Genomic DNA, 13998 nt, shown 5'->3' with positions numbered 1-13998 from the left:
TTGCCGCAAATCTGTTGCATGCTGGGAAATTTCGCCAAATGCGGGCACAATCCTGGATTGCAAACGGTTTTTCTTTAAATCGCTTTGAGCTTACCTTATAATTTAAGGTTGCTAGAAGCTCTATTAACGCTTAGAACTCGTTTCAAAATGGCCATGGAGTTGTTGCAGCTTTTTGCTGGGCGGGACTTGTATCGCCCCCATCGCCGTTTCGGAACGAGTTCTTAAATAAATAAGATTCGCATTTTGACTGATTGGGGTTTGTATGAGTAACGAAAAGCAGGTCGATTCCAGCCGACGCGGCTTGCTCGTCGCCACGTGCGCGGCGGGTGGGGTGGTCGGTTTGGGTACTACGGGAGCCTTGGTAAGTACATTCCAGCCATCGGAACGGGCGAAAGCCGCCGGTGCACCGGTTGAGGTGGATATCTCTTCCCTGCAGCCCGGTGAGATGAAAACCGTGGAATGGCGCGGCAAGCCGGTCTGGATTCTGAAGCGCACCCCGGAAATGGTGGCGTCGCTGAAAAAAACCCATAACCAACTGGCCGACGCCGACTCCCAACGCAACCCAGCCGAATTCACGCCCGAGTACTGCATGAACGAGCACCGCTCGATCAAGCCGGAAATCCTGGTAGCCGTCGGCATCTGTACCCACCTGGGCTGCTCGCCATCGACCAAATTCGCCTCCGGCCCCCAGCCTTCCCTGCCGGACGACTGGCAAGGCGGCTTCCTCTGCCCATGCCACGGTTCGACCTTCGACATGGCCGGCCGCGTATTCAAGAACAAGCCGGCGCCGGACAATCTGCCCGTACCGCGCCATATGTACCTGAGCGACAGCAAGATCCTGATCGGTAAAGACGAGAAAGGCGAGGCATAACCATGGCGGCTTTCAAGGAAACCAAATTCCCAGCCGACGCGCCGGTGGCGCAGAAGGCGGTGGGCTGGATCGACGACCGCTTCCCGCTGACCAAGCTGTGGAACGACCAATGGGGCAAATACTACGCTCCGAAAAACTTCAACTTCTGGTACATCTTCGGTTCCCTGGCCATGTTCGTGCTGGTGCTGCAGATCGTCACCGGCATCTTCCTGACCATGCACTACAAGCCGGACGCCAACCTGGCCTTCGGTTCGGTCGAATACATCATGCGTGAAGTACCGTGGGGCTGGCTGGTGCGCTATATGCACTCGACCGGCGCCTCGTCGTTCTTCATCATCGTCTACCTGCACATGACCCGTGGTCTGATGTATGGCTCCTACCGCAAGCCGCGCGAGCTGATCTGGCTGTTTGGTTTCGCCATCTTCCTATGCCTGATGGCCGAAGCCTTCTTCGGCTACCTGCTGCCATGGGGCCAGATGTCGTACTGGGGCGCCCAGGTGATCGTCAACCTGTTCGGCGCCATTCCGCTGATCGGCCCTGACCTGTCGCTGTGGATCCGCGGCGACTACGTGGTGTCCGACGCGACCCTGAACCGCTTCTTCGCCTTCCACGTGATCGCGATCCCGCTGGTGCTGCTGGGTCTGGTGGCGGCCCACCTGATCGCGCTGCACGAAGTCGGTTCGAGCAATCCGGACGGCATCGAAGTCAAAGAAAACCTGGGCGCCGACGGCCACCCGGTGGATTCGATTCCTTCCCACCCTTACTACACCGTGCACGATCTGTTCGGCGTCTCGATCTTCCTGCTGATCTTCAGCGCCGTCGTGTTCTTCGCGCCGGAAATGGGGGGTTATTTCCTGGAATATAACAACTTCCTGCCGGGCGATTCGCTGAAAACCCCGCTGCACATCGCGCCGACCTGGTACTTCACGCCGTTCTACTCGGTGCTGCGCGCCACCACCGCCGACTTCATGTGGGTGCTGATGGCCGGTACCGCCGCTTACGTCGCCTTCCTGTGGCTGAAATCGCGCCTGTCCTTCCAGGTCAAGGCGGCGATTGCCGTGGGCGCCCTGGTGGCCATCGTCGGCATGCTGCCGAGCGTGCTGGATGCGAAATTCTGGGGCGTGGTCTTCTTCGGCGGTTCCGTCGTGATCCTGGCCTTCCTGCCATGGCTGGACCACTCGCCGGTGAAATCGATCCGTTATCGTCCTGATTGGCACAAGTATGTGTACGCGCTGCTGGCCATCGCCTTCGTGACCCTGGGCTACCTTGGTACCCAGGCGCCAAGCGTGATCGGCACCATCGTTTCGCAAGTGTGCACCCTGTACTACTTCGGCTTCTTCCTGCTGATGCCATGGTGGAGCGCCGCGGGTACGTTCAAGAAAGTGCCGGATCGCGTGACTTTCCATCCGCACTAATCGACGACCCGAACGCTAAGCAAAAGGATTGATACATGAATTTTCCTAAGAAACTGCTCGCCATCCTGGCCCTGCTGCCAGGCCTTGCCTTCGCAAGTGAAGGTGGCCACCCGCTGGACAAGGCGCCGGACCGTTCGCACAATATGGCGGCACTGCAGAATGGCGCCAAGCTGTTCGTCAACTACTGCCTGAACTGCCACAATGCCTCGTCCATGCGTTACAATCGCCTGCGTGACCTGGGGCTGAGCGAAGACCAGATCAAGGCCAACCTGTTGTTCACCGATGAAAAAGTGGGCGAAATGATGACCACCGCCATGCAGGCCAAGGATGCCAAGGCCTGGTTCGGCGTGGTGCCGCCGGATCTGTCGGTGATCGCGCGCGCAAAAGCTTCGCCTGCCGGCACCGGCGGCGACTACCTGTATACTTACCTGCGTACCTTCTACAAAGACGAGGCGCGTCCGACCGGCTACAACAATATGGTTGTACCGAACGTGGCGATGCCGCACGTGCTGTGGCAGATGCAGGGCGTGCAGGAGGCGGTCTTCGTCAATGAAAAAGATCCGCACGACCCAAGCAAGAGCGTGCACAAGTTCACCGGCTTCAAGCAGGTGACGCCGGGCACCCTGAGCAAGATCGATTTCGACACCCAGGTGGCGGATCTGGTCGGCTACATGGAATGGATGGCGGAACCCGCGCAACAGACTCGCAAGAAGCTGGGCGTCTGGGTGCTGATCTTCCTGACCGGCTTTGCACTGCTGGCATGGCGCCTGAACGCGTCGTACTGGAAAGAAGTTAAATAAGAGAGCGCGCCGGCTTGTCCGGCGCGTGTTTCACGCGGCCTGCCAATCAAGCAGGCCCGATCTGGGGTGATCCGCTCGGCGGTATCGCCCCCTTTGTTTCTAAGGAACTACAAACATGATGGTTCTCTACTCGGGTACTACTTGTCCATTCTCCCAACGTTGCCGTCTGGTCCTGTTCGAAAAAGGCATGGACTTTGAGGTGCGCGATGTTGACCTGTTCAACAAGCCGGAAGATATTTCGACCATGAATCCCTACGGCCAGGTGCCGATCCTGGTCGAACGCGAATTGATTCTGTACGAATCGAATATCATCAACGAATACATCGACGAACGCTTCCCGCATCCGCAACTGATGCCGGCCGATCCGCTGATGCGCGCGCGCGCGCGCCTGATGCTGTTCAACTTCGAAAAAGAGTTGTTCGTCCACGTGCACACGCTGGAAAGCGAGCGCGCCAAGGCCAACGACAAGAGCCACGACAAGGCGCGCGCGGAAATCCGCGACCGTCTGACCACGCTGGCCCCGCTGTTCCTGAAGAACAAATACATGCTGGGCGACGAGTTCTCCATGCTGGACGTGGCCGTGGCTCCGCTGCTGTGGCGCCTCGACCATTACGGCATCGAACTGTCGAAAACGGCCGCCCCGCTGATGAAATACGCCGAGCGCATCTTCTCGCGTCCGGCCTATATCGAAGCGCTGACCCCATCCGAGAAGGTGATGCGCCGCTAAGCGCGGCACACGTCTGTCACTGACTTTCCGGCGCGTGCGGCCCCAGGCCGGCGCGCCGTGTTTTATCTGGTTTTCAATATGTCTGAAATCTCAACCAAGCCCTATATGCTGCGCGCCATTTACGAATGGTGCACCGACTGCGGCTACACCCCCTACCTGGCGGTGAAAGTCGATGGCGCCACCCGCGTGCCGATGGAGTACGTGAAGAAGGGCGAGATCGTGCTCAACATCAGCTACGGCGCCACGTCGTCCCTGAAGATGGACAACGACGCGATCTACTTCCACGCCCGCTTCGGCGGCGTGTCGCGCGAGATTTACATCCCGGTCAACAATGTAATGGCGATTTACGCCAACGAAAACGGCCAGGGCATGGCCTTCGAACCGCTGCTGGGCATGGCCTCGGCGGCGGCGGAAGACGCGCCTGAATCCGACGCGCCAGCGGCCCCCGCGCCGGTGCTGTCGGCCGTTCCCGCCAGCGCCCCGGCCCCGGCCAGCGAGGACGAGGACAAGGGTCCGGACGACGGCGGCGAACCGCCCAAAAAAGGCAGCCGCCCCACCCTCACGCGTATCAAATAGCGTATAATCGTCCCCGTAAAAGTTACGCCGGCTTAGCTCATTTGGTAGAGCAGTTGATTTGTAATCATCAGGTGGCCAGTTCGAAACCGGCAGCCGGCACCAAAAACATCAAATGCATCAAAGGGTTATAAGCTTCGGCTTGTAGCCCTTTTTGCTTTTTGTGTCTCGCCCTCAGTTTTGTACCCCACTTGTACCCCACTTCGGTCAACGATGCTTTGGCCTTCGTGGGAAGTCGTACTACTCGGGCTCAACAAGTTCGCGAGCGGTCTGAAGTAATTTGGCGCGTTCTGCGGTTGCCATACGGTGAAAAACTACGAGCAGCCAGGCTGCCTCGTCGTCCACGGCATAAAAGTATGACTCTGGGACATTCAGGACTTTGGCGATCCTCTCTACCATGGAGAAGTCAGGCTCGTGCTTCGCCTTCTCGTACTGGTTCATCCTTGCGCTGTATGACATTTCGTCGATACCAGCCAATACACCCAACCGTTCTTGCGACAATGCTGCGCGCGTGTCAGTTTGCCCGCAATCCGACTTCCACGTCTCGAAACGAGGCTAAGGCCGCTTCGAGATGCTCGATGATTTCCTGCTGCAGTACATCGGGTGGAGGCAGGTCATCGAGACTATCCAGGCTATTGTCTTTCAACCAGAAGATGTCCAGGCTGGCCTTGTCGCGGGCGACCAGGTCTTCGTAGCGGTAGTACTTGAAGCGTTCGGTTTCGTGCCGCTCGTGGCGGTTTTCTGGATGATAGCAGGCGATAAAGTCCTGCAAATCATCCAGCTTCAGGGTGCGTGTCTTCAGTGTGAAGTGCTTGTTGGTGCGCAGGTCGTAGAACCACACGCCTTTGGTATGCACACGACCATCCTTTGGCGCATTGTCGAAGAACACCACGTTGGCCTTCACCCCCTGTGCATAGAAAATGCCGGTGGGTAGGCGCAAGATGGTGTGCACATCGCAGGTCTCCAACAATTTCCTGCGAATCTTCTCGCCAGCGCCACCCTCGAACAGCACGTTATCGGGTAATACCACGGCAGCTTTGCCGTCTACCTTGAGCATGCTGACGATGTGCTGCAGGAAGTTGAGCTGCTTGTTCGAGGTGGTTTCCCAGAAGTCCTGGCGTTCATAGGTCAGCGCGTCGCGGTCTTCCTCGCCTTCCTCGTTTGTGATCGTCATGCTGCTCTTCTTGCCAAACGGTGGGTTGGCCAGCACGTAATCTACCTTGCGTTTGGGTTCCGCGATCAGGGTATCTGAACGCTCCACTGAAGGTTCGCCTTCCAGCTCGCCGATATTGTGCAGAAACAGGTTCATCAGGCACATGCGGCGCGTGTTGGGTACGATCTCGTTGCCATGGAAGGTCGAATCGCGCAAAAAAGCCTTTTGCGTCTTGTTCAGAGTAGCGTTCGGGCGGGTCAGCCAGTTGTAGGCGCCGAGGAAGAAGCCACCCGTGCCGCAGGCTGGGTCGGCGATGGTCTTGCCCGGTTCTGGTCGTACACACTCCACCATGGCCTGGATTAAGGCACGTGGCGTGAAGTACTGGCCGGCGCCACTCTTGGTGTCTTCAGCGTTCTTTTGCAGAAGCCCCTCGTACAAATCACCCTTGGTGTCGGCATCCATGCCCACCCAGCTTTGTTCGTCGATCATCTGCACGAGGCGTGAGAGCTTGGCCGGGTCCTGGATCTTGTTCTGCGCCTTGAAGAAGATCGCGCCCAGCATGCCCGACTCGGAACCCAGCTTGTGCAGGGTGGCTAGATAGTGCGCTTCCAGCGGCTCACCGGTCTTGGCCCGCAGGGTGGCCCAATCAAAACCCTTGGGAATGTGGGTGTCGCGGTTGTACGGCTCCTGCGCATACTCGTGTGCCATCTTCAGGAACAGCAGGTAGGTGAGCTGCTCCAGGTAATCGCCATAGCCCACGCCGTCATCGCGCAGCGTGTGACAAAAATTCCAGACTTTCTGAATGAGGGTAGAGGTATTCATTCCTTGTTTTCCGCAAAATTGGCTGAAGCTGTATACGCTTGCCGTGGGTCGGTCATGGAAGGATAAGCGGTGCGCAGGGCACCTTCCTTGACCATGGGAGTGAGCGTTCGTTTACGCAGATCGTCCGAGTCGCGCTGCAGCGCTTGCGCCAGCACACGCAGCCCCAGCAGGCGATTGGTGCAGAGAGCCAAGATTGTTTCCCGAAGGACAATCGGGGCCACTCGCCCTTGCCCGGAAACCATGCGTCCCTGTTCGATCAGTTGGGTCTGCAGCGCGTCAGGAAGGGCAGACCAGTCGAGATAAGGCCCTACCGGGGCAGAAGCTGGCGCCCCTAGCTCCGGTGGTACGACGACTAACTCCGGTGGTATGGCGACTAGCTCCGGTGGTACGCCCGCAAGCTCCGGTGGTACAACATCGGAGCCAGCCGCCGAGCCGGCCTGATCGGCCAAGTCAAAAACCGTCGCTGCCGAGCGCCGTTGCCAAGGGAGAAAATAGACCATTCCCCGGCCAGCGCCGTCCGGCACCAGAAAACCGTTCTGCACTAGGCCACGCAGCATCTTTGTCAGGTCTGCGGGATGGTCTGTACATATCTGCTTGAGTCGGTCGTGGCTGACCAACCCTTCCACCTGCGCCGTGATGAGGGCCAGACGCGCGGTCTCCGGCAGCGCGGCAAAACGATCGCCCAACAGCTTTGTCAGCTCGGCAACGGCTTGCGGAGGCACCAGGCTGCTCATGCGCAGCTCCATTAGAGTCTGCTCAGGCTCCGGCAACTCGTGCAGAACCGGGCGACGCCAGTGCTGGCCTGCCCAGTTGGTATAAATCTTGGGTAAGCCTGAACCGGCGTGGTCGCCGTAGCCTACCAATTGGAACATGGTCTGCAGGCGGCGGTTTCGGCAATCGCTGTTGCCGCCATGGATGGCGATTTCCGGCGGAATACGCATCCGTCCCGGATTGCGAAAGCCATACATATCCGGCCGCTTGACAACCAACACCGACACGCGCCCCGAGTAGTCCGCATGGATTAGCGTGTTGGCCAACGCCTCACGCAGCGCTTCGTGCACAGGCGTGTCTTCCACTCGCTGACCATCCTGCAACTGAAACGGCACTTTCAGATCGGCCGTGAGCTTCTGGTACACGCGGCGGAAAAAGTCGTACAGATTGCCTGACCAGCTACCGTCCGGCACCAAACGGTCGATCCAGCGCTTCTCGGTTTTGGCCTCGGGACGCTCCTGAAAGTCCACCATGTAATGCGGCAACGCATCTCGAATCACCTCGGCGCGGCCGAACATCAGCAGGCCCGCCAGCCGCAGCCCGCTATAGCCTTCTTCGCGGTTTTTACCCCAGGCGCCTATGCGTTCAAGAAATTCCGGCACGGGCAGATCTGTCCATACATGGCCCTGCTTCACCGCCGCAAAGCGGTTACGATAGGCCGCCACGGTGTCCATGTCCAAGTCGCCGAAATCAAAGCCCTTGAGCACACGTTCGTCGCGCGAGTCTTCAACACGCTCTGCCAGCATACGGCGTACCGCTTCATCGTCGGCGGGGTAGTCGCCCTCAAAGCGGCGCAGCCAAGTGCCGCCGAACGGATTACCGCCCAAATGCACAGGCCGCTGCTGACGGGCCGCACGCGGTACCCGCACCTGCAAAATCGTCTTGCCTGCGACGTAGATCGGCTGAATGTCGGCCTCGCTCAACAGATTGAGACTGATCTGTTTGCGGTTGTGCAGGTTGTCCCACAGCGCCTTGCGCACCCGCTCCACATCGGTCAGACCCAGCGGGCGGAACTGCCCGCGCGGCTTTTCCTGCACGCCAAGCAGGATAACGCCGCCGTTAGTATTAGCCATGGCGCTGTAGCTCTTCCAGAAATCCTCCGGTAGTTCGCCACGCCCGTCGCGCCCCTGCGCCGCCTTGCACTCCAGGTCGCAAGATTCGGCCAAGCCGGCGAAATCATCCTCGCTCCACGGCTCCTCAATCAATCCGTTCATGCTGCGATTTCCTCAGTCTTGCGCCCGCGCGGCTTTCTTGTGGGGGCGTGCACGGCGCGCTCGCTGCGGATGCGCTCGAGCAGCATGCTGGCCGGTTCGTCGTTCGGATCTTGCGGCACGAGCTGGCCAGCGAAGGCTGCGCGCAGGATGTTTTGGCGTTGGGCGGCGGATTGTTTGAGGGAGAGTTCAACCGTCACTAATTGCTCATTTATCTCACGATTTGCTATTTCAATCGCAAGTTCAATTTCTGCTTGTTCTACTGCCGGGGGAACGGGAAGGGCAAGGCTGGAAAACCGTCCAAGGCTCACTTTTTTCTGAGCAACCCCTTGAGTTATGGGCTCGATCTGCTGTTTCCCGATGTGCGAATTGATCACGGACTTTAGGAAGTGCGGTCGCAACAAGCCGTTCCAGCATCGAATCTTGATGCAATCGGCCGTGATGATTGCCGGCGGCTGATCACCCGGATAAACATCTGCGTCGCCGGGCGGTTCTCCCATCTTTGTGACCAAGACATCACCGGATTTAACACTGTGGGCATCTAGCTCGAAAGCCTTTTCTGAAGTCACATATCTAGTGTGCTCACCACCGTATTTGCCAGAGCGAATGTTCCGCACAAAAACAAGCGGAACTCCGGAATCGCGATAATCAGGCACCCTGAGATTGCTTCCAAATGGCCCAATTGCGAGGCTGTAGCGTTCATCAGATGCGACTTGCTCCACACTTGCCCACACCCACCCCTCCGGCAATGCCGGCAGGCCGGTAGCGTCGGGCGCGACGGGTTCGGGGTAATTCTTTTGCCAATCCTTGGGCGGGGTTTTGCCTTGTTCCTTAAACTTGGCGAGCTGTTTGGTTTCCCAGCGGGCGCGGCGCTCTCGGAGGATGCGCTCCAACAGTTGCTCGCCGGTCTCAAGGGACGTGTTCGAGGCACGCTGGGCTTCGCGCCATGAGGCCGTGAGCGCGCCTTCGACGGCAGCTTTGAGCAGGGACTGGCGATATTGCTGCAACTTCTTCTGCGCGGACTTCAGCTCCGCCACGCCGGCATCGAGGTCGGACAGCAGCTCCTCGAGCTTTGCCACGATACGGGATTGTTCGGCGCGAGGAGGAAGCAACAGAGGCCAAGCCTTAACAATTCCCTGAGAAATATTTGGCTGCGCCCCGCCTTTGCCGGCATCAGCAAATGCTTTTTCCTGAGAAACCAAGAAGTAATAAAGGAACTCAGCAGTCGTTGCGTCCGGTATGCCAACGGCACATGCTTGGTTTGTGGCTGCGTCTATGCCAAAAATCGAAACCTTTCCTATCGTTGCCCCGTACATTGCAAGAGCCACGGAACCTCGTGGAAATATCTTTGCACTGGAAGACTCAACTGCGGCTACAGAAATATGTTCTTCAGAGGCGAGTAGAACACGCGGCCCAAGCTCGCCTGTTTTGAACCATGGAATGGCACCTGTGAAGTACGCAGGATTGGACCGTGAGGGAGTCCCACCTGACGACCACACTGCAACGTCTTCGAGCGTTGCAGTGCTCCAACCCTTCGGCAACTCACTCACGCCACCAACTCCTCATTCATTTCGTTCATCAGCGTATCCAATTCCTTGTCAAACAGCCCCCAAGCCTTCTGCAGCCCGCCCTTGTCGGCCAGTTCCGCGTAATCAAAATCCTCGCGGCTGATCGAGCATGAGCTGGCGATGTGCTCCTTCATCAGTCGCAGCCATTCGGTTTGCTCAGCGCTGAAGGCGGTCCCGCGCTGGGCGTTGTGGCGCCAGATCCAGGCTTGGAAGCGCCTGTCCACTTCCTCAGCAAAGGGCTTAAGCTCGCCGTCCAACTCGAGCGCGAAACGCACGAGGGACACTAGATCGGTAAGCTGGCGCTTCTTGTCCGCGCCTTTCACCTGGCTAGCCTGCACCCGCGCATAGGCGCTCCACAGCCGCTCGGTGGTGAGCATCAGCGGCGGACGGCTCAACTGTTCGTGCAACTCTTCGATCATGTCGAAGGTGAGCGCGCGGCGCTGGTAGGGCTGGGCGTAGAAAAAGCCAAGCGCGGCGATTTCGTCCTTGTGAGCCTTGAGGTAGTCGGCAAAGCTCTGGATCGTCTTTTTCGCCTGCGCCTCAGCCTGCTCGGAGAAGCCGCTGAATGTTACCTGATCCAGGTTAATGTGGTCGATGAGTTGCTCGCGCTCGCGGCGGGCGTTTTCGATCTCGTCGCGCAGTTCCGGTTTGTCGAAAGGTGCGCAGGCCGCCATCACGCGGGTCTTGCGGGCGGCGTCGATTTCTTCGGGGAGCAAGCTGTCTTCGCTGCGCGTGATACCCTTCGCTTTCGCCGTGGCCAGCGCAGTTTGCACGATGGCGTCTGGGTCCAGCGCATGGATCAGTGCTTTGCCCAGCTCGCCCAACGGAATGCCGCCACTGTGCTTTTCGATGCGAGCCTTCGCCTTGTCATCGATTTGCTTGTTCAGGCGCACGAGGCGATTCGCCAGTGACAACACGATGTCGTTGTCGCGGGGCCCTAAGGCCACACCTTGCAGTAGATCTTTCAGTGCCATGCTGGGGTTCTTTTCCAGCGGACGGCTTTCCGTCTTGCAGGATTTTTCCACGCCCACCGCGTCGATCAGTACGAAGCGGGTCTTGGCGCCATCGGCACTGCCGCTGACGCGCTTCAGACTGTCGGCGTCCAGACTGCGCACGCCACGACCTTTCATCTGTTCGTAGTAGCCCTTGCTGCGCACATCGCGCATGAAGAGCAGCACCTCCAGCGGTTTCACATCGGTCCCAGTTGCGATCATGTCCACGGTGACGGCGATGCGCGGATGGAAGTCATTACGGAAGCTCGCCAGCACGCCATCGGCGTCCTTTTCGCTGTAGGTCACCTTACGGCAAAAGGCATTGCCCTGTCCGTAGACCTCGCGCACGATGTTGATGATGTCGTCCGCATGGCTGTCGGTCTTGGCGAAGATGAGGGTTTTGGGCGTTTCCTTGCGTGCGGGGAAGATCTGAGTTTCCACCGCCGTCTTCATGGCCTGGATCACCTGCCGGATCTGGCTCGGATTGACCACCGATTTGTCCAGCTCTTTGGCGGAGTAGGCGGTGTCTTCCTCGGTCTCGGCCCAGCGCTTCTTGCGGGTGGCGCGGTCGCGATGGTCCACCCATTCCTTCGCCTTCAGCTCCGAGCCTTTCTGGGTGACTTCGGTGACGATCTCGTACACGTCATAGCCGACGTTCACGCCATCTGCTACCGAGTCTTCGTAGCTGTATTCGGCGACGATGTTTTCGCTGAAGAAACCAAAAGTGCGTTTGTCCGGCGTCGCGGTGAGGCCGATGAGGTAGGCGTCGAAGTAGTCGAGCACCTGCTTCCACAAGTTGTAGATACTGCGATGGCACTCGTCAATGATAATGAAGTCGAATTCCTCGACCGCAATCGCCGGGTTGTAGCGCACCAGCTTTTGCTGTTTGGTAGGTTGCTGCGCCTCGTTGGGCGACACGTCCTCGGCGGCTTCATCGAGGGATTCGCAACTAAGGATGGAGTACATGCGCTGAATGGTACTGATGCACACCTGCGCGTGCGGGTCGATGCTGGAAGATGCCAGCCGTTGCACGTTGTACAGTTCGGTGAATTTGCGCGCATCGTCTGGCGGCGTATAGGCCATGAACTCTTGGTGAGCCTGCTTGCCGAGGTTGCGAGTATCAACTAGGAACAGAATGCGCTTGGCGCCGCCGAACTTGAGTAGGCGGTAGACGGCGGTGATGGCTGTGAAAGTTTTGCCCGCGCCGGTTGCCATGTGGATAAGCGCGCGTGGCTTGTTTTGCGCCAGCGATTTTTCCAGCCCGGTGACGGCGCTGACCTGGCAGTCGCGCAGGTTCTGTTCCGGCAATGCCGGCATCTGTTCCGCGAGGCGTCGTCGCAGGGTGTCGGGCTGGGCCAGCCATTCCTTGAGTTGGGCGGGCTGGACGAAATGGAACAGCTCGCGCGAACGCGGTGCCGGGTCGGCGTTATCGGTGAAGCGGACGATCTGGCCAGTGGCCTCGAACAGAAAGCGCAGTGGCGTGTTGTCCTTGCGCCATTTGAGGTTAGCGGTGGCGTAGCGCTCGGTTTGACTTTCGGTGGCGGTGAGATTCTCGCCAGCGCTGTCTTTCTTGGCTTCGATCACGCCACACGCCACGCGATCCACGAACAGCACGTAATCGGCTGGGCCGGTGTCAGTAGTGTATTCACGAATTGCCACACCCATCCCGGCTGACAGGTTGAGCTGTTTCATGTCCTGAATCACCCAGCCAGCTTGCTCGAGTTTCTGGTCGATTTGCTGACGGGCCTTGGTTTCCGGCGTCATGCGTATGCTTCCCTTTCAATGTGCGGGGCTATCACCCGGCTATAACCGATGCGGCGCAAGATGTTTGATCGAGCGCTTATTCGCAAATAGGGCCGTCTGTATACATGGCCGTATTGTAGCGGCAATGCATTTCCTCCACGCCATTTTGTGCCATGGATACGGGCGAACTTGCCAAACTGCTATTGGGTGAAGAATGCGGTGTAACCAAACGAAAAATGCCGACATGTCGACGGCGCTGGATAAAACTGGAAATGTGGCTAAATGTGGCTAGTGGAGGCCGTGCTGGAACGCCGCCGATGCTGCCCCCACTCCTTCGGCTCCGCCTCCTTACTTTAGGCGTTGACAGACATTAATCGGCGCACATGAAGTTTCAGCTTCGGGGCGCACAGAGCCGTTTAGACGTGTTGCATCACCCTCGCATCGCCCGCTCGAAGTTACGCGAAAAAATTCTTGAGGACCAGGACGATGCAATGTATATGGAGGGGGACTTTAGGCCCCCTTGGGGAGCGGGTCACTGAATCGGCATTGTAGTGGTCAACCCGTCCCGGACACTACGTTAAGTTTTTCTTCGGCGACGGCCGGTGCCTGTCCCTGGTTGAACTGATGTGGCCGTATCCAGTTATACCGGTGCATCAGGTAATGACTGATGTCCCGTTGTGCCGTGGTCTAATTTGCCCGGACACCTCAATAGGTGGAAAATCCACTATCTGAGGAGTTAAAGCATGACGACAAGAAAACGTAAAACATTTGATCCAAGCCTGAAGCTGGAAGTGGTCCGAATGGTCAAAGAACAGGGTCTGAGTATCCAGAACGTCAGCGAAAGCATGAGCATTGGGCAGAGCGCAATCCGGCGCTGGCTCAAGCAGTATAGCGCTGAGCAAACCGGCCAGCCCGGTATCGGCAAACCGCTTACCGCCGAGCAGCAGCGGATTCGGCAATTGGAGCTGGAAAATCAGCAACTGAAGCAGGATGTGACCATCTTAAAAAAGGCTTCGGCCTTCTTTGCCCGCGAAATGAAATGATTTATCAGTTCGTTCAGCAACTGCAAAAGGAGGCCATCCCGGTCAAGCAGAGCTGCCGCGTCCTCGAGGTCAGTCGATCGGGCTACTACGAGGCGCAGCGGCGTTCAGCCAAGCCTGCGCCGTGCAAGGTCAGCGCGCACCTGAAAGCCCAATTCCAGGCGAGCCAGCAAAGCTACGGTAGCCGCCGGCTGGTCACCGCCATGGCCAACGCCGGCTTTCGCATCGGGCGCTACAAGGTTCGCAGCTTGATGCGCCAGGGCGCATTAAAACCCGTCTGGAAGCGAAAATTTATCCACACGACAGACAGCA

The 13998-nt window shown here is 58.3% G+C and carries 12 protein-coding genes, 1 tRNA gene and 1 pseudogene; 8 read left to right on the top strand and 6 right to left on the bottom strand.

The window, feature by feature from the left end; translation table 11 throughout:
* Nucleotides 1-262: 262 nt before the first annotated feature.
* The 6 genes from petA to FHS03_RS00045 all read left to right on the top strand — a co-directional run bounded on the left by petA (nucleotide 263) and on the right by FHS03_RS00045 (nucleotide 4491).
* Entirely contained in the window at nucleotides 263-871 is a 609-nt protein-coding gene (petA, locus tag FHS03_RS00070) for a ubiquinol-cytochrome c reductase iron-sulfur subunit (protein WP_050409985.1), read from the top strand.
* A gap of 2 nt (nucleotides 872-873) precedes the next feature.
* The gene (locus FHS03_RS00065) at nucleotides 874-2286 is read left to right on the top strand and encodes a cytochrome b (RefSeq protein ID WP_050409983.1); all 1413 of its coding nucleotides are present in this window, start codon (nucleotides 874-876) and stop codon (nucleotides 2284-2286) included.
* Nucleotides 2287-2321: 35 nt separating this feature from the next.
* Nucleotides 2322-3086, top strand: a complete 765-nt coding sequence (locus FHS03_RS00060; protein WP_183439001.1) for a cytochrome c1 — start codon at nucleotides 2322-2324, stop codon at nucleotides 3084-3086.
* 115 nt (nucleotides 3087-3201) lie between these two features.
* The gene (locus FHS03_RS00055; protein WP_050409980.1) at nucleotides 3202-3813 is read left to right on the top strand and encodes a glutathione S-transferase N-terminal domain-containing protein; all 612 of its coding nucleotides are present in this window, start codon (nucleotides 3202-3204) and stop codon (nucleotides 3811-3813) included.
* 78 nt (nucleotides 3814-3891) lie between these two features.
* The gene (locus tag FHS03_RS00050) at nucleotides 3892-4389 is read left to right on the top strand and encodes a ClpXP protease specificity-enhancing factor (RefSeq protein ID WP_183438999.1); all 498 of its coding nucleotides are present in this window, start codon (nucleotides 3892-3894) and stop codon (nucleotides 4387-4389) included.
* Between the two features lie 26 nt (nucleotides 4390-4415).
* A tRNA-Thr gene (locus FHS03_RS00045) sits at nucleotides 4416-4491 on the top strand.
* Between the two features lie 135 nt (nucleotides 4492-4626).
* Here FHS03_RS00045 and FHS03_RS00040 read toward each other — a convergent pair.
* The 6 genes and pseudogenes from FHS03_RS00040 to FHS03_RS00015 all read right to left on the bottom strand — a co-directional run.
* Nucleotides 4627-4887 carry a helix-turn-helix domain-containing protein gene (locus tag FHS03_RS00040; protein ID WP_260108009.1) on the bottom strand — a complete coding sequence of 87 codons (261 nt, stop codon included), beginning with the start codon at nucleotides 4885-4887 and terminating at the stop codon, nucleotides 4627-4629.
* Nucleotides 4888-4900: 13 nt separating this feature from the next.
* Nucleotides 4901-6361 carry a class I SAM-dependent DNA methyltransferase gene (locus FHS03_RS00035; protein ID WP_183438998.1) on the bottom strand — a complete coding sequence of 487 codons (1461 nt, stop codon included), beginning with the start codon at nucleotides 6359-6361 and terminating at the stop codon, nucleotides 4901-4903.
* Nucleotides 6358-8346, bottom strand: coding sequence for a DUF8451 domain-containing protein (locus tag FHS03_RS00030; protein ID WP_183438996.1), 1989 nt, complete (start codon nucleotides 8344-8346; stop codon nucleotides 6358-6360). The genes FHS03_RS00035 and FHS03_RS00030 overlap by 4 nt, the downstream gene beginning before the upstream one ends.
* Nucleotides 8343-9893, bottom strand: coding sequence for a restriction endonuclease subunit S (locus FHS03_RS00025; protein WP_183438995.1), 1551 nt, complete (start codon nucleotides 9891-9893; stop codon nucleotides 8343-8345). The genes FHS03_RS00030 and FHS03_RS00025 overlap by 4 nt, the downstream gene beginning before the upstream one ends.
* Nucleotides 9890-12667, bottom strand: coding sequence for a type I restriction endonuclease subunit R (locus FHS03_RS00020; RefSeq protein WP_183438993.1), 2778 nt, complete (start codon nucleotides 12665-12667; stop codon nucleotides 9890-9892). Before FHS03_RS00020 ends, FHS03_RS00025 begins: the two co-directional genes overlap by 4 nt.
* A gap of 534 nt (nucleotides 12668-13201) precedes the next feature.
* Nucleotides 13202-13327 (bottom strand): annotated as a pseudogene (locus FHS03_RS00015) (IS3 family transposase); the annotation flags it as partial.
* 62 nt (nucleotides 13328-13389) lie between these two features.
* Here FHS03_RS00015 and FHS03_RS00010 point away from each other — a divergent pair.
* On the top strand, nucleotides 13390-13689 hold the full coding sequence (locus FHS03_RS00010) for a transposase (RefSeq protein ID WP_183438992.1): 300 nt from the start codon (nucleotides 13390-13392) through the stop codon (nucleotides 13687-13689).
* On the top strand, nucleotides 13686-13998 hold a 313-nt coding region (locus tag FHS03_RS00005), incomplete at its 3' end, for an IS3 family transposase (protein WP_183438990.1). The genes FHS03_RS00010 and FHS03_RS00005, both read left to right, overlap by 4 nt.

Source organism: Pseudoduganella violacea (genome assembly GCF_014191875.1).
In the GTDB taxonomy this organism is placed as follows: domain Bacteria; phylum Pseudomonadota; class Gammaproteobacteria; order Burkholderiales; family Burkholderiaceae_D; genus Rugamonas; species Rugamonas violacea_A.
Note: the sequence above shows the minus strand (reverse complement) of the source record. Positions and strands in the feature narration are given on the sequence as shown.

Bases quoted from the DNA above. Each gene is read 5' to 3' on its own strand.
- FHS03_RS00055 (WP_050409980.1), top strand. From the start codon at position 3,202: ATGATGGTTCTCTACTCGGGTACTACTTGTCCATTCTCCCAACGTTGC.
- FHS03_RS00030 (WP_183438996.1), bottom strand. From the start codon at position 8,346: ATGAACGGATTGATTGAGGAGCCGTGGAGCGAGGATGATTTCGCCGGC.
- FHS03_RS00050 (WP_183438999.1), top strand. From the start codon at position 3,892: ATGTCTGAAATCTCAACCAAGCCCTATATGCTGCGCGCCATTTACGAA.
- FHS03_RS00010 (WP_183438992.1), top strand. From the start codon at position 13,390: ATGACGACAAGAAAACGTAAAACATTTGATCCAAGCCTGAAGCTGGAA.
- FHS03_RS00020 (WP_183438993.1), bottom strand. From the start codon at position 12,667: ATGACGCCGGAAACCAAGGCCCGTCAGCAAATCGACCAGAAACTCGAG.
- FHS03_RS00065 (WP_050409983.1), top strand. From the start codon at position 874: ATGGCGGCTTTCAAGGAAACCAAATTCCCAGCCGACGCGCCGGTGGCG.
- FHS03_RS00060 (WP_183439001.1), top strand. From the start codon at position 2,322: ATGAATTTTCCTAAGAAACTGCTCGCCATCCTGGCCCTGCTGCCAGGC.
- petA (WP_050409985.1), top strand. From the start codon at position 263: ATGAGTAACGAAAAGCAGGTCGATTCCAGCCGACGCGGCTTGCTCGTC.
- FHS03_RS00035 (WP_183438998.1), bottom strand. From the start codon at position 6,361: ATGAATACCTCTACCCTCATTCAGAAAGTCTGGAATTTTTGTCACACG.